16 protein-coding genes and 2 pseudogenes are annotated in these 21,880 nt (G+C 49.6%); 11 read left to right on the top strand and 7 right to left on the bottom strand.

The window, feature by feature from the left end:
• Window position 1: 1 nt before the first annotated feature.
• Entirely contained in the window at window positions 2-5,329 is a 5,328-nt protein-coding gene (locus FDW88_RS21135) for a peroxidase family protein (protein ID WP_137363304.1), read from the bottom strand.
• 849 nt (window positions 5,330-6,178) lie between these two features.
• Between FDW88_RS21135 and FDW88_RS21130 the strand changes: the two genes are divergently transcribed.
• From FDW88_RS21130 to FDW88_RS21110, 5 genes are all read left to right on the top strand, one after another.
• Window positions 6,179-7,366 carry an OmpP1/FadL family transporter gene (locus tag FDW88_RS21130; protein ID WP_137363303.1) on the top strand — a complete coding sequence of 396 codons (1,188 nt, stop codon included), beginning with the start codon at window positions 6,179-6,181 and terminating at the stop codon, window positions 7,364-7,366.
• A 279-nt stretch (window positions 7,367-7,645) separates the two neighbouring features.
• Window positions 7,646-8,275: a winged helix-turn-helix transcriptional regulator gene (locus tag FDW88_RS21125; RefSeq protein WP_117342784.1), complete on the top strand. Its 630-nt coding sequence runs from the start codon at window positions 7,646-7,648 to the stop codon at window positions 8,273-8,275.
• A gap of 308 nt (window positions 8,276-8,583) precedes the next feature.
• A complete protein-coding gene (locus FDW88_RS21120) occupies window positions 8,584-10,566 on the top strand; it encodes an alkyl/aryl-sulfatase (RefSeq protein WP_137363302.1) in 1,983 nt (660 codons plus the stop codon).
• A 112-nt stretch (window positions 10,567-10,678) separates the two neighbouring features.
• A complete protein-coding gene (locus FDW88_RS21115) occupies window positions 10,679-10,975 on the top strand; it encodes a DUF1778 domain-containing protein (RefSeq protein ID WP_168246960.1) in 297 nt (98 codons plus the stop codon).
• Window positions 10,966-11,448 (top strand): GNAT family N-acetyltransferase, encoded by a 483-nt coding sequence (locus tag FDW88_RS21110; protein ID WP_135912047.1) that lies wholly within the window; start codon window positions 10,966-10,968, stop codon window positions 11,446-11,448. The genes FDW88_RS21115 and FDW88_RS21110 overlap by 10 nt, the downstream gene beginning before the upstream one ends.
• Before the next feature lie 203 nt (window positions 11,449-11,651).
• Here the strand turns inward: FDW88_RS21110 and FDW88_RS21105 are convergent, their stop codons facing one another.
• Entirely contained in the window at window positions 11,652-12,443 is a 792-nt protein-coding gene (locus tag FDW88_RS21105; RefSeq protein WP_137363301.1) for an SDR family oxidoreductase, read from the bottom strand.
• A 148-nt stretch (window positions 12,444-12,591) separates the two neighbouring features.
• On the opposite strand from FDW88_RS21105, the gene FDW88_RS21100 reads away from it, so the two are divergent.
• Complete coding sequence (locus tag FDW88_RS21100) at window positions 12,592-13,485, top strand: LysR family transcriptional regulator (RefSeq protein WP_137363300.1); 894 nt, start codon at window positions 12,592-12,594, stop codon at window positions 13,483-13,485.
• A 34-nt stretch (window positions 13,486-13,519) separates the two neighbouring features.
• Here the strand turns inward: FDW88_RS21100 and FDW88_RS21095 are convergent.
• Window positions 13,520-13,792: pseudogene (locus FDW88_RS21095) on the bottom strand (aldo/keto reductase); the annotation flags it as partial.
• Between the two features lie 462 nt (window positions 13,793-14,254).
• Here FDW88_RS21095 and FDW88_RS21090 point away from each other — a divergent pair.
• The 3 genes from FDW88_RS21090 to FDW88_RS21085 all read left to right on the top strand — a co-directional run bounded on the left by FDW88_RS21090 (window position 14,255) and on the right by FDW88_RS21085 (window position 16,368).
• The gene (locus FDW88_RS21090; RefSeq protein WP_137363299.1) at window positions 14,255-15,304 is read left to right on the top strand and encodes an NAD(P)-dependent alcohol dehydrogenase; all 1,050 of its coding nucleotides are present in this window, start codon (window positions 14,255-14,257) and stop codon (window positions 15,302-15,304) included.
• A 92-nt stretch (window positions 15,305-15,396) separates the two neighbouring features.
• Window positions 15,397-15,552, top strand: a complete 156-nt coding sequence (locus FDW88_RS22510; protein WP_161959027.1) for a cyclophilin-like fold protein — start codon at window positions 15,397-15,399, stop codon at window positions 15,550-15,552.
• A gap of 24 nt (window positions 15,553-15,576) precedes the next feature.
• Window positions 15,577-16,368 carry a carboxymuconolactone decarboxylase family protein gene (locus tag FDW88_RS21085; RefSeq protein WP_137363298.1) on the top strand — a complete coding sequence of 264 codons (792 nt, stop codon included), beginning with the start codon at window positions 15,577-15,579 and terminating at the stop codon, window positions 16,366-16,368.
• An 89-nt stretch (window positions 16,369-16,457) separates the two neighbouring features.
• On the opposite strand, the gene FDW88_RS21080 is transcribed toward FDW88_RS21085, so the two are convergent.
• Window positions 16,458-17,357: a LysR family transcriptional regulator gene (locus tag FDW88_RS21080; RefSeq protein ID WP_117342776.1), complete on the bottom strand. Its 900-nt coding sequence runs from the start codon at window positions 17,355-17,357 to the stop codon at window positions 16,458-16,460.
• Window positions 17,358-17,577: 220 nt separating this feature from the next.
• On the opposite strand from FDW88_RS21080, the gene FDW88_RS21075 reads away from it, so the two are divergent.
• The gene (locus FDW88_RS21075) at window positions 17,578-18,450 is read left to right on the top strand and encodes an aldo/keto reductase (RefSeq protein ID WP_137363297.1); all 873 of its coding nucleotides are present in this window, start codon (window positions 17,578-17,580) and stop codon (window positions 18,448-18,450) included.
• A gap of 52 nt (window positions 18,451-18,502) precedes the next feature.
• Here the strand turns inward: FDW88_RS21075 and FDW88_RS21070 are convergent, their stop codons facing one another.
• From FDW88_RS21070 to FDW88_RS21060, 3 genes are all read right to left on the bottom strand, one after another.
• Window positions 18,503-19,567: an alpha/beta fold hydrolase gene (locus FDW88_RS21070; RefSeq protein ID WP_117342774.1), complete on the bottom strand. Its 1,065-nt coding sequence runs from the start codon at window positions 19,565-19,567 to the stop codon at window positions 18,503-18,505.
• Window positions 19,568-19,705: 138 nt separating this feature from the next.
• On the bottom strand, window positions 19,706-20,467 hold the full coding sequence (locus tag FDW88_RS21065) for a carboxymuconolactone decarboxylase family protein (RefSeq protein ID WP_117342773.1): 762 nt from the start codon (window positions 20,465-20,467) through the stop codon (window positions 19,706-19,708).
• On the bottom strand, window positions 20,445-20,867 hold the full coding sequence (locus FDW88_RS21060) for a cupin domain-containing protein (protein WP_137363296.1): 423 nt from the start codon (window positions 20,865-20,867) through the stop codon (window positions 20,445-20,447). The genes FDW88_RS21065 and FDW88_RS21060 overlap by 23 nt, the downstream gene beginning before the upstream one ends.
• Here FDW88_RS21060 and FDW88_RS21055 point away from each other — a divergent pair.
• Window positions 20,865-21,080 (top strand): annotated as a pseudogene (locus FDW88_RS21055) (alpha/beta hydrolase); the annotation flags it as partial. The gene FDW88_RS21060 and the pseudogene FDW88_RS21055 sit on opposite strands and share 3 nt — an antisense overlap.
• Window positions 21,081-21,880 lie beyond the last annotated feature (800 nt).

Here is a 21,880-nt window from a genome sequence, read left to right as displayed (position 1 = left end):
CTTATACGATCAATGAACCGTTGCCGTTATTACTGGCAAGGGTGTTCGGCGTTTCCAGATAAAAATCACCTATCGTGACGGTGCTTGAATTGACGCCGACCAACGTGATGTTGTCAGCCCCGATAGTGACGATGGTATTGCCGTTGCTGCCGGTGATGGACACGCTGCTGGCAAAATTCCCCGCATTAATGCCCAACTGAACCAGGTCAAGATAGTCCTGACCACCATTAGGATTACTGTCAAAACCGGTGATGCGGTCTCGCCCAAAGTTGGCGGCAAAGGCGAAGATGTCATTCCCGGTACCGCCATCCAGATTGTCATTGCCTTCCTGACCATTGAGGATGTCGTTACCGTTACCGCCGGTGAGGGTATCGACGCCCGCGCCGCCAATCATGACGTCGTTGCCGTTTCCACCTTGCAGGTTATCATTGCCGTCTCCGCCATCCAGGAAGTCATTCCCGATCCCACCGAACAGCTGATCGTTACCTCCCATACCAAATAGCTGATCGTTGCCCACACCACCGGTAATGATGTTGGCGAGTCCATTACCGGTACCGATAAAGCTGCCGCTGCCGGTGAACACCAGTTCTTCAACGTTACCGGTCATGTCGTAGCTGCTGAGGCTGGTGCGAACCACGTCCGTCCCGCCGTTCAGACCTTCGATCACCACATCACCAACGTCATTCACGATGTAGGTGTCATTACCGGCACCCCCGGTCATGCTATCTGCCCCCAAACCACCATCGAGGAGGTCATCTCCGGCATCGCCTTGCAGCGTGTCTTGTCCCGCGTCACCAGACAGGCTGTCGTTTCCGGCCCCTCCGACCAGCAGGTCATCACCCGCACCACCAAACAAATTGTCATTGCCGTTTTCACCGCGCAGAATGTCACTCCATGCGGTACCGTTCAGCGTGTTGTTTCCGTTATTACCAACAATCAGATCCCCCACCGGTTGAGTGGTGGTTGATGTCAGAACAACAGGGGGGTTGCCTTCGTCATCAACGACGGTGACCACTACCTGCAACGTGCGTCCCACAGCGGCCTGACCTGGGGTATAGGTTGCCGATGTTGCACCAACAATGTTGATGAACCCTGTCGGGGAACTCATTCGCCATTGGTAGCTGAAGTTGCCGCCACTCAGACCGTCAGCATCAGCAATGCCGGAGACCACTGCGGTCAACGTCAGGCTTTCAGTCGGCGTCAGGTCGTTAATCACCGGTGCGCCGGTGGTCGCCTGATTGCGTGGCATAATGGCCTGGGTTTGTGCTGAGACTAAGGTTTCCGCATCGCCCATTTGGTCGTTAAAACTGGCGACCACACGCAGCGGAGCGCCCTGAATAGAGCCCGGTACTCTGAACTCTACGCCGGTTGCCTGATCGCGCCATTGTCCGTTGACCAGAGCCTGCCAGGTCATGGTGATCACCGTATTTGCCGCGAGTCCGTTACCATCCAGCAAGTTGGCCACGTTAACGCGCAGCAAGTCACCGACCGAAGGTGTCGCGCTGCTAATGTTGACGTTACCTGTCGCTTTTTGTGCGGTGACCCACAGCTGTTGACCGTCGCCAAACTCCAGTTTTTCGATATTCAGCAGGCGGTCAGTGCCGTCATCCAGGTTGAGGGCGGCATTCGGCGTTGCGTGGTCGACCCGAAGGCTACCGTCCGCCATACGGGTAAAGGCATAGTTCGTGCTGATATCGCGATACACCGCAACGTCAGTTTCGGTGCCGTTACCTTCACGCAAGATCTCACGCACGATCGACAGCTGGTTCGGTTTCAGGGTGCCGGCCAGCATGTACGACTTCAGCTCAGCCATGCTTTCTGCACTGGTGAGTCCTGCCATGCCGGTGACGGCAATACGCACGTTCAGCCAGGCATCGCCATCAATGATGTCGTTACCCGCTTTACCCATAATACGGTCGCTGCCGCCACCGCCGAGGATGATGTCGCTGCCGTCATCCGGATTCAGCAACACCGCATTCGGGTTAGAGGAACGCTCGACGCCGAGAATGGACTGTAGGCCGTTGATCCTGTCCGCACCTTCCTGCGTCAGGTTATTGGAGAGCGGGGTGCCCTGAACCGGCGCAGTGCCGATCGGCTGTTCCGTGCCGGTCAAAATGTCGTTGTGCTTCCATCCTGAAAGCCCTTCGACCAGGTCAAAGCGGTCACGCAGAATGAATTCCTGTTGATTAACGAAAATCGGGATCCCGAGATCGGAGTTCGCACCGTTCGGGTCGCCTTTATGGATTGCCCAGTCGAAACCGGCCATGCCATTGTTGCGTTGAATACCCGCGCCCTGAACCATAATATCGTCGCCAGCTTCACCATCGTAGTCGGTATCGTTGCCCTGACCGTTCAGCACATCATGACCAATAATGGTACTGTTGAAGAACAGCTCAGAGTTATCACCGGCGAGCGTGTCGAAGCCGTCGCCGCCTTCCAGCCAGTCGTCACCTTCGTTACCCATCAGGGTATCAGCACCCGATCCGCCCAACGCAAAGTCGTTATCCAGACCGCCGAAGACCTCCTGTGCATCTTCGCCAACCACCACGAAGTCGCTACCGCTGCCGCCAAAGACCAGGTCGTTACCGTTACCGGAGAAGATGACATCATGCCCGGCATCGCCGTGCAGGAAATCAGCATCGCCAACCGGTGTTCCGGTGTCGGTAATAATGTCATTGCCGTCACCACCGTGGACCACATCGGCTTCGTCGCCACCGTCCAGACGGTCATCACCACCGTCACCCCACAGGCTATCGATACCTTTACCACCAATTAACGTGTCGTTTCCGGCAGTGCCGCCGAGTACCACATGTCCGTCGCCGATGTATTTCAGGTAGCCGCCGTCGGCATGGGTATCACCATCAACATCATTCCCCGGAGCCCGTCGCACCAGCAAAGGTGTCAGCAGGTCTTTCAGCGGATTCCCCCATGTTGGATCACTTTCCATTTGCAACACGGTGTTGACTTCGAAGATATGATCCGGCGTCTGGAACAGGTTAGCCGGCAGGTGAGAGGAATTCGCTTCGCCAAGGTCGCTGTTACGCATCACCAGTGCGGAGAACGAGTTTGCCTCCAGTTCATTGAGCAGGTTCAGGCCCTGAACACGGCTCAGGTAGTAGAACCGATCGCCGTCCTGCAGCATTTCCATCTGCGTTTCAAACACAAAGTTGAAGGTCGAACCCAGCATGCCGCCAAATTCGTTTTTGCGCTCGGCCAGGCCGCCGATCCAGAAATCGACCATATTCAGGCCGGTTTCTTTGGTGGCCCATGCGCCGGTACTGTTGAAGAAATCGAGCGCATCTGCTGGTGGGGCATTGTTTTTATCGCCAAACAACAGGAAGTTAACCGCCGCGCGTTTTTCGACGAGGGTGGTGGCGTTAAGGATCAGCTCATGCTGACCGTAGGCGGCCATAAAGTTAATAATGGACGCCGGGTTTTTCAGGTAGGTGGTGAAATCGGCCCAACTGGTATAGGGGCGCAACTGCGAGTCACCGCTGAGTTCAAAGAACTGCTCGCGAGCCTGGTTCAGCGTCGGCATTGCGGTATCACGACCGCGCGCAATGTTGAGTGCACCTAAGTCCAGCGGTAACCCGATGAGGTTATTGCGCAAGGCATCGGTAATAAACTCATCAATCTCGTTGCCCACCTGACGCGTCATGCCGCGAACAATCGCGCCGATGGCCACATCATCAGAAACACCCACACCGTTAATTTGATTAAATGCCACCGGGTTGAGGAACGCAGTAATTAAATCGAGATCGCCGTTTTGCATATCGATGTCAGTACGCGCCACGGTTTCTGTGAGCATCGAGTGGCCAAAGCGATACACCACATGTGCAAACTCGGCAAAGATCAGCGGGTTAATATCCGCCGTGTTAGAGAAGACAAACGGGTCGACGGCAGGTTGCACTGTACGTGCAAATTCCTCGAACACCAGGTGCTGGTACTGCATTTCCGTAGAGAAACGTCCAGCCTGGAATAAGTACTCCCCATTCCAGACCAGGGTACTGGTATCTGCGGGTAGTTCAGTTATCTGATGGTTCGGCATCAGCCACTGGTTGATGAGGTCAATATCGCCGGTTTCCAGCAGGGTGGTTTTATATTGTTCCACCAGGCGGTTATGTTCGCTGTGGAACACCGCATGGACGGCAGTCAGGCCAATGTTTTCATTACCACGCCCGTCGCCGGTGATAAAGTGGCGATCGAGAAGCTCATCATCATACGTTCCGGGAGCTTGTTCGCCGCCAATGACATCATCATCATCTGCGACCAGACCCGCTTTTGGTGCAGCCGTATGGGCAATATCATCGAGGAACGCATGCCCCGTCCGGAATGTATCTGCGGGTAACACGCCACCGTTAGCCTCAACCAGGCCACCTTTAGTCACAATTTGTACTTTACCGCTGTCACTTAAAATCAAATTACCGTAACGGTCGGTCGCCAGCAGTGGAACACTAAAGACATCCTGATCGGTGAGTGTAATACCGAGTAAGGTCTCAGCCTGCTGTTTGACGTCAGCCCAGGTCGCCAGACCACCGTTAGCACCGCCCAACAAATTACCGGTAGGCTCAGGTTTACCGTCAATTAATACGTATTCACGGATGAAAATCTGATGCGAAGGGTGAGAGGTGTAGGTTTGGTTTTGATCAATAAATGGCGTCGTCGTGTTGACCGTTTCACGGTTTTCATCAACCGTGGCCCGGGTTAGGATCATAAAGTTAGTTTGTGAACCTTCCACGTACAACGGGTCATCGGGTTGCAACGGAATGAAAACAATCCCGTTGCCACCTTTGGGGATCAGATCCAGTCCGTGGTCAAAAAACTGACCAAAGAACGTCATCCAGCCGTTAAAAGCGGGGGAGAGCCCAACATCCGGAGACTGGTTAGGGATGGTTAAGGTGTTGCCTTCCCCGGTGATGGTCCCACCACCAGGCACACCCTTTAATGCGTCAAACACCTCCTGAGCGGCAGGGTTAGAGGCTGTTTGATCAGATATTAAATTACTGATAGTACGAGGGTCTGCATCAACTACCGTACCGCCGATTTGGAAGTAGCTGGTGCCTAGATCGGCATCCTGCCAATTCAATGCGGTTAACCTTGGCATTGTCTGGTCGGCGGAGCCGTATAACTCCTGGCCGGGCAAAAGGCTATTCCACGAACCGTCTACCGTGCGCAGTCCATAGTGTAATAGCGGACTGGATACTGACTCTCGAAGGGCATCGCCATTGATCGAACCATCCGGATTAGTTGCTGCTTCAGATATTTTGATCTGCTTAAGAATAAAAGCGAGATCGTGGAGTGTGACAGTAAAGTCATATTGTGAGGCCATAAATAATTACCCCTATCTTTACTTTGGATTAGCTATCATCTGTCATCTCTGTTACTAACTAAAACAGATATGAGAATGAGTCTTATTTGATTCTCGTGTGCTATTACGTGTACAGATTCCATTCTTCAAATAGTTAAAATACTGGCGTCATTATTAAAGTTATTCTCCTGGTTTGCGTGCTAATATATTCACCTCACTTATTGATTAGGTTTGAAAAAATGGAAGTATTTTTAACCCATTGAATCTAATCACATACTCAGGGCACACAGTTTTGCGAAGACGACGTCTTCGCAAGGGTTAAAAGTGGCGTTTTTATCTCACATGACATTTTTGTTATGATCATAACTATGGATTTTCCTGTGGCGACTTCACTCATACTTTATAATGAAAATATTAAATTTTCATTTCTTTACACTTGAGTTAATTATCACCGCGCGGTGCTGGCGCCCACCATTAAATAATGCTTCAGAGACCAATATGTATTGAGGAGTGGTAAGGTATGAGGACCTATGATTCTTTAAGCATTTTGGTCATTATTTAACAAACTAAGCCACTGAGGGTATGCAAACCCTGTGACGATCGTCAATGTAGTCTTATTCTTAATACTCTACGTAAAACAGATGATTTAAATGTGTTTTGTAATAGTGAAGTCGTAGTACTGAATTTGAAAATTTAATATTGGATCGATTTTGTCACGACACCACGCCAGTCCCCTGATTATGATGTTACCGAAAACAATAAGACAATCTTTGCGAAACAGAGGGGTAACTCTATAGTTTTTAGAGAGACGGGCACGTTGTTGGCCATACTCCTTACACAAAAAGATTATCCATCAATGCAGGTAAACAAATGAAGAAAAAAATCATTCTCATCTCCGGGATGCTATTTTCAACGCTCAGTCATGCAAGTGCGCTCTATTTTTACGAAATAGGTACGGAAGATACCGCGCTAGCGGGAGCCGGGCAGGCCGCCCGGGCCCAGGATGCGTCAACGCTATTCACTAACCCAGCAGGCATGACTCGCTTACCTGACCACATGGTTACCACAGGATTGCAGGCAATGGGGGGAGATATTCCCTATTCGTTGAATAACGAATCGGTGGATCGACAAAGCCCCGGCAACGTCATGACAATTTTTCCTAATGCCAGTCTGTTTTATACACAGCAACTCAGTGACTCCGTTTCGGCGGGGATTGGGTTATATGGCAACTATGGACTGGGTATCGATTTTGGCAACTGGGCAGGGGATCGGTTAATTAAAAAAAGTACGATGGTAGCAATGACCCTCAGCCCTGGGATGGCCTGGAAGTTGAATGATAAAGTCTCAGTGGGTGCGGCTGTGGGGCTAAACTATGGTTTTCTGTCGCTAACCAGAAATGTCGGGGGTAATGATGAGAAACAAAACGATCATGACTGGGCGACGAATTACCGTCTTGGCTTGCTAATGGATTTAACCGATCGCACCCGAGCAGGTATTACCTGGACCAGTAAGACCGATTATCATTTCAATATCGATGGAAAAGCGCGTTTCCCAAACCTGCCAAATGTTGAGTATGACCTGCCGATCTCCGCACAAGTTCGTGCACCGCAGCAGGTGATGTTGAGTCTGGTTCACGATATCAACACGCAGTGGTCGGTGATGGGCGATCTTGGCTGGCAGGACTGGAGTCAGTTTGGTAGCCCACAAATAACCGTTAATGGTCAATCGAACGAACACGCCAATCGTATGAGAGATACATGGCATACCGCGTTAGGCGTACAGTATCGCCCTGATGAGCAGTGGCGAATTAATGCGGGAGTTGCGTTTGACAGTTCGCCGTACAAAACACAAAGTGATGTTGCTCTGTCGTTACCTACCGGCGACGAATGGCGATTTGGCACCGGGGCACAATACCAGATTACACCTGCCAGTAATATTGGGTTTGCCGTGGAGTACTTGCATATGCAGTCTTCTCAGGTTAAATCAGATGCTTTTGCGGGCGAATATAAAAAACCGTGGCTTTGGTTTGTCAGCGTTAATTACAGCTATCAATTTTAGCGCATCATTTTAATAAACCCGGCTTTAGAGTGATGCTAATAGTAACGGTTGTGGACTATTGAATTCACAACATCTGTTCCCGTGTCATACAGGGAGCGTACAGCGGCATAATTAATCGTCTGTCGCTACCGGCTGGTGGCCTTTTCCATATGACATATCATAATAAAAATAAAATTGTTCTTTTATTAATAGGAACCCTATGGCTGGAATATGGTCTATCTTCATTGAAGTTATCTTGGTTTACATCGTTAGCTCAAATGAAAGAGTACGGGTTTTATCATGCAAATTTTACCACCGGTACGTCCTGAACAAAGTATCCAACGCTTGACGCAAGCGCTTGAACCCATAGCAGAAAAACTCAAGGTTGTGCCACGTCGGCGTATCCTTTGGATGCACAAAAATCAGCCTCAGTTGTATCTTTTTCTGCAAGGAGAGCTTTCTATTTTGCGTTCGTCGGATGGCCTACTGATCGTCACGGTCTATGAACCTCATCTGTTCGGTCTCGCGGAGATGCTCCAACCAATTCACGGTCATTTATTACGTGCAGAAACAGAGTCAACAATACTACGCGTCGATGCGCATAAAGCGCGAGAGCTGTTTCATAAAAATGGTTTATGGGAAGACGTTGCCTCCATAGTTTCCTACCATACCGGTTATCTCTTCTATCGTGATGATTTAGTGGTACAGCAGCGTACCTATTCAGTAATACGCAATCATCTGGAGGAGATGATGCTTTTACCCGAGGAGACACGCCAGCGAGTCGCTATTTTAGATTATATCCAAGAGCGTACGCACTTATCGCGTAGCAGCATTTTGAATGTTGTCTCCGCGTTAAAAAAAGGTGGTTATATTGATTTCGAACGTGGGGGGTATCTGACATCAATCAGCAGATTACCTGAGAGGTTTTGAGTAAATCCAAAAATAAATTAAATATCAGTTATCAGCAGGGCTTGAATATTCTATTGTGGTGGTACGTTATATCCATCAACCATAGCTGCATTTCCACAATAGGTAAGATATGAAAAAGATAATCATCACACTCATTTAAGAGTAAATGAAAATTTATAATTAAACATCTTTTTAATTAACCCCATTGGTTTTTGGTGTTAGTCTTTTATTATTGAATAATACAGACTTACATTTTCACCCTTATACAATTTTTCAACATTCAAAAGAGTAGGGAAACCCTGCTCATAAAGTATATTAGCCGAGGATTTATGCAACTTAATAAAATAGTGGGTTATATGGTCATCGCTGGTGTGTGTTCCACATCATTAATGTCGCTGCCAGTTATGGCGCAAGAGGGAGCGAAAGATGCCACGGCACAAACGAAAAGTGCAAACGATGCGTTGTACGGGCAGTTGCCTTTCAATGATAAAACTGATTTTTCTAATGCTCACAAAGGATTTATTGCTCCGCTTCCGGCTGACCTGATTAAAGGAAAACAAGGCAATATAGTCTGGAATCCGCAGCAGTATGCATTCATTAAAGAAGGTGAAAAAGCGCCCGATACAGTGAACCCAAGCCTGTGGCGTCAGTCACAACTGATCAATATCGGTGGACTTTTTGAAGTAACCGAAGGGGTTTATCAGATCCGAAATCTGGACCTTTCAAATATGACCATAATGGAAGGTAAAGAGGGTATTACGGTGGTTGATCCGCTGGTATCCGCTGAGACCGCAAAAGTGGGGATGGATCTCTATTATCAACATCGTGGAAAGAGACCCGTCGTGGCGGTCATTTATACTCACAGCCATGTTGACCATTATGGTGGCGTTCGCGGCGTCGTTGATGAATCCGACGTAAAATCCGGGAAAGTGAAGGTGTATGCACCGGCTGGTTTTATGAAAGAAGCGGTGTCAGAAAATATTATGGCAGGTAATGCCATGAGTCGCCGCGCCAGTTATATGTATGGCAACTTATTACAGCCCGATGCGAAAGGACAGGTTGGGGCGGGGCTTGGGACGACAACCTCCGCCGGGACGGTGACGCTGATTGAACCTACCAACTACATCACCCACACCGGGCAGAAAGAAGTTATCGACGGGCTGACCTACGATTTTATGATGGCTCCAGGTTCGGAAGCTCCATCAGAAATGCTGTGGTATGTAGAAGAGAAGGGCATGATTGAAGCGGCAGAAGATGTGACTCACACGCTGCATAATACCTATTCGCTACGCGGTGCAAAAATTCGCGATCCGTTGGCATGGTCAAAATATATCAACGACGTGATTGGTCGCTGGGGCGGTAAAGCAAACATTATTATTGCTCAACACCACTGGCCAACATGGGGCAATGAAAATGTCGTGACGCTAATGAAGAGCCAGCGCGATATGTATCGCTACATTAATGATCAGACTTTACGCATGGCTAACCAGGGACTGACCCGTGATGAAATCGCGGCGAACTTCACGTTGCCGCCCGGTCTGGCAAAATCATGGGCCAGCCGCGGTTATTACGGTTCTGTCAGCCATGACGTGAAAGCAACCTATGTTTTTTACCTCGGCTGGTTCAACGGCAACCCGGCAACCCTCGATGAATTGCCACCCGTCGAAGCGGCAAAGAAATATGTTGATTACATGGGCGGCCCTGATGTCATTATGCAAAAAGCAAAAGCAGATTATGCCCAGGGCAATTATCGCTGGGTGGCGCAAGTTACGAACAATATCGTCTTTGCCGATCCTAACAACAAAGAGGCACGCAACCTCGAGGCCGATGCCCTGGAGCAAATGGGATATCAGGCTGAATCAGGTCCGTGGCGGAATTTTTATCTGACCGGTGCCCAGGAGTTACGCAACGGCGTGGTGAAAGGTGCGACACCAAATACGGCCAGCCCAGATACGGTTAAAGCTATGTCACCGGAGATGTTCTTTGATTATTTGGCGGTGCACATCAACGGCGAAAAGGCAGCAAATGCAAAAGCGGTCTTTAATGTCGATTTAGGCAATGACGGTGGCAACTATAAGCTGGAGCTGGAAAATGGCGTGCTTAATCATAGTGCTAACGTGCAGGCCAGTAACGCTGATGCTTCAATTGTATTGAACCGCGCGACCCTGAACAAAATCATCCTCAAAGAGGAGTCGCTAAAACAAGCAGAAGAAAAAGGCGAGTTACACGTCAGCGGTAATCACGCAAAACTTGACGAATTCCTCGGCTATTTAGACAGCTTCGATTTCTGGTTTAATATTGTAACACCTTGATTATGTAGAAGGTGAAGTTAAAACCCGCCGAATCAGGCGGGTGCAACTCAAGTTTCGTATAGCAATCTGCTACCAATTGGGCTAAGGTTTGTGTATAGCAATTTGTTACCATATGGAGAAACTTATGCAAACCAGCGCTCGTAAGCCAACTCGCGATAAGCAAATTAATATCCGCGCTACTGATGAGGAACGCGCAGTGATTGATTATGCCGCAAGTTTGGTTAATAAAAACCGCACTGACTTTATCATTGAGAAGGCCGTGCATGAGGCCCAGAATATCATTCTGGATCAGCGTGTGTTCGTCCTGGACGATGCCCGATATCAGTCTTTCATTGAGCAGCTTGAAGCGCCTGTACAAAATGTTGAGGGGCGTCAACGCCTGATGGATGTGAAGCCAGAATGGAAATAAACGTCACGGCGCCGGCGTTGCTGACCGAAGGGCATGAGCTGCAGCCATTCGATTGCGGTAATGAGGTGTTAAATGATTGGCTACGTCGCCGGGCGATTAAAAATCAGTACCTCAACGCATCGCGCACATTCGTCATTTGTCTGGAGTCTACTCAGCGCGTAGTGGGTTACTATTCCATTGCAACTGGATCCGTGAGCCACGCTGACTTAGGGCGTAGCTTACGTCAGAATATGCCCGATCCTGTTCCGGTTGTTCTGTTGGGCCGTCTTGCTGTTGATGCCAGTACGCAAGGTCATAGTTATGGAAAATGGCTGCTTAATGATGCTGTACTGCGCATTTCCAACTTAGCCGATCAAGTGGGTATCAAAGCCATCATGGTACATGCTATTGATGGTAAGGCCAGAGCGTTCTATGAATATTTCGGTTTCGTTCAGTCCCCAATAGCGGCAAATACGTTGTTCTACAAAATTTAAGCAACCGTATTGTTCCTGAATCGCCAGAATGCGTATTACTTGACCACTACAAATGAAAGTCCTGACTGTCAAAACGGCAGGGTATAACCTCCTCTAAAATCTATGTTTGAAACTGGACTCATATCAGGGGAACTATCCCCCTCTGTACATTCAAATATACAGGCCTAAGCTGTCATGAGACTGACCGCTATTTGACAAAATTGTCAGGGTTGTAGATTGGTTGATTTTTTTGAATACAGGTTCAGCTCGTTAATAATGCACTCCGGTTCTTCCCTGAGAGGCATATTGTCTATGTCTAAAACCCCATCATTTTTTTGTGGATCATCAGCCTTCAGCTTTGCAAACAGTGGCGTAAGATCCTGCTGTGCTTCGCCTCGTTCAGCCACCAACTCGAATGTTTTATTTTTTGCCTCGTCGTTGGTCAGGGCACTGACCAGGACCTGGGCGATTTGCTCTCGAGATATCACACCATCTTCCGGCGTTCCCGCATGGCGACGATCTCCCTGGAGCATCACGATTCTGTGCTCATCATCATTGTTGTAATCAAACCAGCCGGGCCTGACGATGGTATAGGGATGACCGCTGGCCCTGACCAGACGCTCGGCACGTCTTTTCCAGTCATGAACCTCAGTGCGCTGATTCCAGGTGCAGAGCCGTTCAGTCACGCCAATCGTGGCCATCAGGCTGATACGAACAGGTACGCCCTTGAATATTCGTAAAATATTGCGTACTCCGCCGTAATCGATAGCGCGGGCACCAATTCGACCCTGACCATCAGAACCGAGTGTGAAGATGATGGCATCAATATCTTTCGGTAATTCGGTGAGTGTTTCAGGCATTGAAACATCGCCGTAAAAAATATCCGTTCCCCGAGGAAGCAATTTTACTTTGCGTTTATTTCTGACCAGCGCCACGGGCTGATGACCCATTTCAATAGCGGTATTGACGACATGAAGACCAATACTTCCTGTCGCCCCGGCAACGAGTATTTTCATGATAAACCTTCTGATAATGCAGACTTATTTTCGATACAGCCAGAATATCAATTATCATTATTGTCAGTAATAGGGCTAAAATGATTGTGTCTATGAACACCCTTCATGAGTGTGCGATGAAGGGAATGCCTCCATAAGGAAATCGCCTATGCTCAAAGAAAACTTCAACGAACTGCAAATCTTTCTTGTGGTGGCAAGGGAGCGAAGTTTTACCAAAGCAGCGGGTAAACTGGGGGTTTCTCAGTCTGCACTCAGCCACGCGATGAAGGCCCTGGAGGAAAGGCTGAATATCCGCCTTCTGACCCGCACGACCCGAAGCGTTGCCCCTACAGAGGCTGGTGAGAGAATTATTGCCTGCCTTGAACCGCGTATTGCCGATCTTGAACAGGAGCTGGAATCGCTGGTTCAACTGAACGGTACTGCCTCCGGCAATATCCGTTTATCTGCCGGGGAGCATGCCGCGCGAAGTCTGGTCTGGCCGAAGCTAAAACCCTTCCTCAGGGAATATCCGGAAATTAATCTCGAGCTGGTGGTGGATAACGGCTTTGTCGATATTGTTGAGGGGCGTTTTGATGCCGGGATCCGACTGGGTGAAAGCGTGGATAAGGACATGGTTGCGGTAAGAATTGGGCCGGACATGAGAATGGCCGTAGTGGGAGCCCCATCTTATTTCGCTACAAACCCTGCACCCCAAACGCCGCACGAGCTACAAAATCATCGGTGTATCAATATGCGCCTGCCGACAGCCGGTGGGCTTTACCACTGGGAGTTTGAGAAGGATGGGAAACCGTTACGGGTCAGAGTGGAAGGGCAGGTCACATTTAATCTGCAGGCAGAAAGGATTGATGCGGCGTTATCCGGTTTTGGCATCGCCTGTATACCTGAAGACAGGGTGCAGGATTATATAAAGTCAGGAGAGCTTATTCAGGTTTTGCAGGACTGGTGCCCATCTTTCCCCGGATATTACCTCTACTACCCGAGCCGTAAGCAGCATCCGCCGGCTTTTGCGCTGTTGATCGATGCACTTCGCTATTCAGAGTAACGGGCCCGCATTTTGCTGTGGACCCGTTTGGGTATTAACGGCCTACGCGTACCTGGTGTTCAGGAGAATAACGTTCACCGACGATTTTAATCGTTTCAAGCGCCTGGGTTATCTGCCGTGAGTCATCCTGTGAAAGAACAATGTCGGCAGCCGCCAGGTTTTCTTCCAGCCGGTATAGCTTGGTGGTACCAGGGATAGGAACAATCCACGGCTTTTGTGCCAGCAGCCATGCCAGCGCGATTTGTGCAGACGTCACACTTTTCTCTGCCGCCAGTTCACCCAGCAATGAGACCAGCTTTTCATTGGCTTAATCAAGGGGAGACGTTGCGATGAGGATAAAAACGCGGGTAAAACCAAAACAGTGAAAGCGCTGATCGATTTTCTGATAGCCACAACGGTGTGATAAAAACCAGCAATCCACTGTTAAGTACAGAGCGGTGAATCTCGTGGACGTTTATGATGATCTCTGCGATTTATTAATTATGTTCATTATTGATATCACAATTGTGCTGTTGTGCGGAGAAAGTCGTTGTTGTTACCTTTATGAACGTTTTGATGAATAATCTTCGCATCAAAATGGCACCAATTCATTAATTGGCGCGTCTCTTGCCAGATAACTGCACGCGCTAACCAGAGGCTTTACTGATTCTGAAATTGAAAAAGGGCGTTGTTATTAACAATCGTTAACAGGCGATACGGCTTCATCTGTCATAATTATCTGATTGCATATTAAAACAACGCCATTTTTCCGTCACGATATGAGGTAGTTATGAAAACGGTTGGTTATGCAGCGCACACTGATGACGCGAAACTGGTTCCTTATCATTTTGAGCGTCGCGATTTACGTGAAAACGATGTCGCCATTGAAATACTTTACTGCGGCGTCTGTCACTCAGACTTGCATACGGTCAATGGGGACTGGGGCCCGCAGCCTTATCCTTTGATCCCGGGCCACGAAATTGTGGGTGTCGTCACGTCCGTGGGACCGCGCGTCAAAAAATATCATGTAGGCGACCATGTCGCCGTTGGCTGCATGGTGGATAGCTGTATGCACTGCGATCAGTGTGAGCATGGCGAAGAGCAATTCTGTCGTAACGGGATGACGCCTACCTATGGCGCACCGGACCGCTTGAGCGGTGAAATCACTCAGGGTGGATACGCCAAACATATTGTCGTCCGCGAAGAGTTTGTACTGCGCGTACCGGAAAATATGGACTTGGCAAAGACCGCACCGATCCTTTGCGCTGGTATCACCACCTTCTCTCCGCTGCGTACCTGGAATGTGGGTTTGGGAAGTCGCGTTGGCGTGATCGGATTAGGTGGCCTGGGTCATATGGCGGTTAAGCTGGCCGTGGCGATGGGGGCCGAGGTGACCGTCATCAGCCGCAATAAGAACAAAGAGGAAGAGGCAAAAGCACTGGGTGCGAAAGGAATTCTGCCTTCTTCTGATCCACAGTCATTGCAGGATTCAGCCTGCGCATTCGATTTAATTATTGATACTGCTCCCGTTAAGCATGACCTGAATATCTATACCCCATTATTAGATATTGATGGCTCGTTAGTCATTGTCGGCCAGGTTGGTCTGATGGATGAACCGCTCACGGTACCTCTGATCATGGGACGCCGTCGCGTTGCGGGTTCGCTGATCGGCGGCATTGCGGAAACTCAGGAAGTCCTGGATTTCTGCGCGAAGCATGATATCTATCCTGAGTGCGAAATGATTAGTATCGATCAGATAAACGATGCGTTCACCCGCCTTGCGCAGGGAGACATGGCCCACCGTTTCGTCATTGATATGGCCTCGCTGAGCGCAGAGTAAGCAGATACTGCAGGAGAGGAGAAAATAAGTGACTTACCTTCCCGGTTGACCACCGAAGGTTCACCCGAAGGAACGACAGCAAAAAAAGGGATATAACGATTTATGCCCCATGGGGAAATCTGGCTATTTTTTATAAATCCCATAGTTATGTGTCTGGCTTAATTAAACTGGGGCAATTAGATGAGCCTGACGCATTGCCCGTCCCCCCTGATGCCTACAGCGCCAGATTTGAACTGATGACAGAATAATCGTCACTCGGCGGGAGAACATGAATGATAAACAGGGCATTCCTGGCGATTGTTTCTCTGTTATTGATGAGCGGATGCGTTTCCCAAACCACGCAAAACAGGAGTTTGAAAATGACACCAGAAGATACACATGACGCTGTCGTTGAAGTCGCACCCGCTATGGCTGCGTATGCTGAACGATTTATTGAAAAGGATCTCTGGAATCGTCCGGAGTTGTCGCGTCGCGACCGCAGCCTTGTCACAGTTGCTGCACTCATCAGCCGCAATGATACGGCTGAGCTTCCGCACTACCTTAACGTGGCGCTGGATAGCGGCGTTAAGCCTGCTGAAATCTCTGAAGTAATTACCCATCTGGCATTTTATGCTGGCTGGCCAAATGCCACCTCTGCGGCGCTGGTTGCCCGCAACGTCTTTGCGCAACGCCATATCGATACGGCGTCATTGTCAGGGGATAAAGTGGATTTCCTGCCTCTTGATAAAGCGTCGGAAAACCAACGTGCCACGATGGTTGAGTCAAACTTTGGCAAGGTATCACCAGGTGTAGTGAAATACACCACGGATGCGCTATTCCTCGACCTGTGGCTGCGGCCGGGTCTGGCACCACGGGACCGAAGCCTGGTAACCGTCAGCGCACTGGTTACCGCCGGACAAGTGGCGCAAGTGCCGTATCATCTTAATCGGGCGATGGATAATGGTTTGACCCAGACTCAGGCCTCAGAGGTCTTGACACAGCTGGCCTTTGTGGCGGGCTGGCCAAACATTTTCTCGGCATTACCCGTATTTAAAGAGGTATTTACAGGCAGAAATCACACCTGACGGATGACGATGAGCAAAAGCCAGGACCTGAACAGGTGCTGGCTTTATTCTCCCTGGAGTCATATGTCGTTAATCCTGCCAGGGAATACTCAGGGATGTTTGTAGTGGCGCAGCGCGTCAATAACGAGCTGGAAAGCTTTCGAGTGATTTCTGTTTTCCGGGTAGTAAATGTAATAACCATCCCAGTAAGGACACCAGTCTTCAAGGACGCTAATCAGTTCGCCGTGGGCGAGCTGTTTCTCAGCGATATCACGGGGAACATATGCCAGTCCGTATCCTTCTATGGCAGCCTGTAGATTCTGATAGATACGGCTAAACACAAGCTGACCGCTAACTTTGACGTTCAGGCTCTTACCCTCTTTTTCGAACTCCCAGACATACAAATTACCGTGAGTTGGAAACCGAAGGTTGATGCAGTTGTGATCAATAAGATCGTTAGGATGCTGCGGGTAAGGGTGACGGGAAAAATAGTCAGGAGAACCCACGACGGCAAAGCGTACATCCGGGCCGATACGCACTGAGATCATGCCATTAGATATTTGCTCTCCGAGCCGCGTTCCTGCATCAAAGCGGCCGGAGACAATATCCGTCAGCGCGTAGTCATCAATCAGCTCTAGAGTAATATCCGGGTATTCCTTGAGTAGCGGCTCAAGCTTGGGCCAGATAACAGAGCCGATCGCATAATCTGACGTTGATATACGTACCGTACCGGCGGCTTTACTGTTGAGGTCCTTCAGTGACTGTAATCGCCCCTGGATCCCATCGATATAAGGGCCGAGGTCATCCAACATGGATTGCCCTATATCGGTCAACGAAATACTGCGCGTGGTTCGGGTCAGAAGTTTCATCCCAAGACGGGATTCGAGGGTTCGAATGGTATGGCTGAGGGCTGATTGTGAAACGCCTAAATGCGCCGCTGCTTTGGTAAAGCTCTTTTCACGCGCGACGACTATAAACGCCATTAAATCATTAAGGTTTTCCCGTGCCAACCTGTGCCCCTTACTGCCAAAAGAGAGTGAAGGGGTAGTGTAGCGTAATGCATAGCGAAGGGGCACTTAATGGATGGGCAATTTACTGATTTTAACCGGGTCGGCTTCAGAGGGCGTAATTTATGAAAATCGTGCATAAGTCATATCAGATTTCGCGCCTTACTCATGTCTGTCTTTTTATTCTAGAATGATTGATTAGGTATAACAGAGGAATTCAATAGTGGATTATTCATTATTAAACAACAACCTGAAAATGCCGATGGCTGGCTTTGGTGTTTTTCAGGTAACAGATAAAGAAGAATGTAAACAGTCTGTATTGACTGCTATTCGTGCTGGCTATCGCCTTATCGATACCGCAGCAGTTTACGGTAATGAAGATGCCGTTGGTGACGCAGTGCACGAGGCCATTGCCGAAGGGTTATGTAGCCGCGCAGAGCTATTTATTACCTCCAAACTGTGGGTACAGGACATGGCCAATTACGATATGGCCAAAGCAGGGATTGAAGCGTCGTTAGAAAAATCTGGGCTGGAATATTTTGACCTTTATTTACTGCATCAGGCCATGCGTGATTATTTCAGCGCGTGGCGTGCACTGGAAGATGCCTATGATGCCGGTAAGCTTAAGGCAATTGGGGTGTCCAATTTCTATGCTCATGTATTAGCAAACTTCTGCGAAACCGTCAGAATCAAGCCAATGGTGAATCAGGTTGAATTGCATCCTTACTTTGCTCAGCCTGCTGCACTTGAAACTATGAAGTATTACAACGTTCAGCCGGAAGCATGGGCGCCCTTAGGTGGCGGAAGACATAAGCCCTATGAGAATGAAATGCTGCAACAAATTGCCGATGCTCACAAAAAAACGGTTGCTCAGGTTGTCCTGCGCTGGAATGTACAGCGTGGTGTCACTGTCATCCCTAAATCCACCCGTCAGGAACGTATTGAAGAGAACTTTGCCATCTGGGATTTCTCATTGACTGAGAGCGAAATGGCGCAAATCAGCTCACTCGATTTAGGCTACGTTGGTGATGCCGTGAAACACTTTAATCCTGAATTTGTGCGTGGCTGTCTTGGTGTAAAAATTCACGATCGTTAATGCTGATATTAGTATTGAGCCTTCAATAATGAAGGCTCAATACGACTTCTTTCTATTGCAGATTTTTCTCTTTCAAAAACTGACTCACCAAATCAGCAATCTGCACATTATTTAAATCAGAGAACGGGAAGTGGGTATTCCCTTTGATTCCCACTTCTGGCAGATGCGTCACCGTCACATCCCCGCCATGTTTGTTCACCACGTCACGCCACTCACGAGCCATTGCCAGACGTACGCGCCAGCTGTCCTGCGCGGGCATGGCGACAGGTTTATCCGGTATGTTATCGCCGTAAATAATCAGAATCGGGATTTTGGTCAGTGCCATAAACTGCGCCATTGGCACAGGCTCACCCTTCAGCGTGTCGAATGCGCTTGGCATAGGGGCAGGGAGTTCTTTTTCCGGGAAGACAAAGCTGCTGCCTGGCTCGAAGGCGACAATGGCTTTGACCTTGTCATTTTTCATCGCCGTGTACCAGCCTGGTCCGCCACCCTGAGAGTGGGTGAAGAGGATAGCGGGGCCGGATTTATCCACGACGGCGGACATCGCATCAGAGATGACATTGATATCAAACGGCCCGGTATTTGGGGTCATCTGACGGAAATACTGATTCAGTGCTTCTTTGTCGTGAGAGAACTGAACGCCTTTAAAATACTCTGGCCACACGCCAACGCGGAACTGGTTGAACCACATCTGTTCATCCGGTTTTGGCGTAACAGTACCTTCTACAGTCGTGCGACCGGCGCTGCCCCGGCGTGGCTGATCGACAAGATAAGTTGAGAACCCGCGACGCAGGAAGATGTTCTGGAACCCTTCGCGACCATCCGGGGTACTTTCCCAGGTACGGGAGAACTGACCTGCGCCGTGCAGCATGACGATAGGGTATTTATGCGGATTTTCCGGAATTTGGTAGAACACAGAGGCATGATCGCCATGATAGGTTTGGCCAGCAGAATCCAGCGGTTTTTTCGCGTCAAATGTTCCAGGCGCGGTGATGATAGTGCCACCTGCAGAAAAGCTTCCCTGTTCCTGAATGACCAGCGGCTCGGCATAGACCGACTGAGCCACCAGGCCACCCGCCATGATGCAGATGGCCAGCGTTTTTAAGATTGTCTTCAATATTACATCCTCTGTTATGTTTGCCGTTCAATCATATCTGAGTTGTCAGCGTTAATTATTTAGCACCCCTGATTGCCCTTATTTGGCAGACTCATGAATGCGGACGATTAACTGCGTATCGTCTCTAGCCAACTTAACTTATCTGCTATCGAGCGCCTGCTGTAACGCCTTTTCAGCTCGCGTTGCTGCATCACTTTCGCCATGTTCACGCAGCACCTTTGCCAGTTGGCGCAACTGCGCTGCCGTCAGGCCGACCCGCATGCTGGCTCGCGTATGTGACAGCAGTTGTGATTCCACGCCCGGAGTGGCGGCTAATGCGCCAACCGTTGCCAGCTCGCGGCTTTGCCAGTCGAGGTTATCGCGGGCGAAAATATCGCCAAACAGATGCGTTTGCAGGAACTGGTTAATCACTGGGGCAAAATCAAACAGCGGGCCCTGGACGGGAGCGCCTGAGATTTTTGTCTGGTTTGCGGTACCGACACGGCGAAGTTCATCCCCGACAGGGATCGGGGCAACCGGCTCTTTACCCTCAAGGTCTTTGATACCACGTTGTTTACGTGCTTCGACGACCTTCATCAGTTCATTAAGTGCATTCAGGCTACGGGGGAAGCCCGTATAGGCATAAAGCTGGACGAGAATCTCTTTGGTTTCGTTTATCGTGAGTCCTGCGTCAAGACCCTGATTGAGGGCTGCATTCAGCTTATCCATCTGACTGCTGGCCATCGATGCCGCAATCAACGGGATGGCCTGTTGGCTGGCTGACAGCGTATCTGAAACCGTTTGTTCGTGGTTCATTTCTGAGGCTCCTTTGTTGCCGGGCGCAGCATGCGCTGCGAGACCAAAACCAAAGGTCAGCAGTACCGCTGCCGTTAATGCCTTAATGGGCGTGGTATTGTTCATCTGTCACTTTCTCCATCCAGTTAACGCTTTTGCCATCCACAATCCCGGTTATCGCCAGATGCGTCATCGCGCTGCCGGGTGCCGCCCCGTGCCAGTGTTTGACGCCCGCCGGGCAAGAGACAACATCACCGGCGCGGATAACCTGCACCGGCTGGCCTTCTTGTTGGGTGAGCCCAACACCCGAGGTCACAATCAGCCGCTGGCCTGCCGGATGCGTATGCCAGGCGGAACGCGCACCGGGTTCAAACGTGACATAAGCCCCGGAAACAGGGATGTCGTTATCCGGTTTGAAGAGAGGATCAACCCTGACGCGCCCGGTAAAGTTATCGGCTGGCCCGAACACCGCATTCTGACTGCCTGCGGGGGCGATATGGACAGCGGGATTTTGCTCCGCTGCCATATCAATCTCATTAATAAACCGCTGCTGATGATTGCCGGTACAAAAGCGGATACGCTCTATATGACTGAAGATGCGTTCGCGAAAGCCACCGGTACGAAGGACAAAGAACCCGTCCTGATCGATGGCGCTACCCATATCGAGACGTATTGGGTGCCCAAATACGTTGACCAGGCAATGCAAAAGTTAGACGTCTTCTTCGATAAGAATATTTAGTTAGCCTCTAATGAAGCCCCAGCCTTGCAGGCTGGGGTGTGTCCATCAGCTGTAGCCACTTTCCGCTTGCGTGTTCACGCGATAGACCCAGATTAACGAAGTTGCGGTTAAAGATAATTACGCTGCTTAAATAGGCGCTATGAGCTGAATTCATAAGAGTGGTGGATGTGTGGTGGTTATTTTTTTATCTGGACGGTCAGTGCCATCAAGACGCTGACTGCTGTAAATTCACACATGTTGACGTCCGAAAAAGTCGCACGCGCTAGCAGGGTCACTGATGGTCAGTAAATACATTCTGGTAAAGTTACGTTGTCACTTTTTTGGGTTCTCGGCGGCGTCGTATACAAAAACAAACAGGTCAGGCGGCGGCACGGTTACACACGCGCAGGTCATGCCAGGTGCAACGCTAAAATACGAACCGATAACCGGTGAATTATGTCTGACCGCTGCCAGTGTAGGTGGCAAGTATGAATGCAAAACGATTTCAGACGATAAATAATTCGCCTGCTTAAAGAGGACATCGGGTCACGTGTTCAGATTATCCAGGAGATCCACGAGTTAATCCTGGCCGGTGAAATCGAAGTCGCAAAAGGAATGCTGCGCACGCTGATTAAGGTCACGTGCGGTTATCCAGCGATTTCAGACGAGGTCGGCAGGAATTCAAAATCAATTATGCGCATGTTGTCGCCGGATGTGGATCCGGGTGTCAAAGCGTTTATGGCCGTTGTCAGAGCTGCAGAGCGTCAGTCTGAGAAAGCAGCGGCCCAGGCAAAAATACATTAAGTCAGAAACCGTCACGA

It is taken from the genome of Citrobacter sp. wls829 (assembly GCF_005280825.1).
Classification (GTDB): domain Bacteria; phylum Pseudomonadota; class Gammaproteobacteria; order Enterobacterales; family Enterobacteriaceae; genus Citrobacter; species Citrobacter gillenii.
This window is presented reverse-complemented; position numbering and strand designations above follow the sequence as displayed.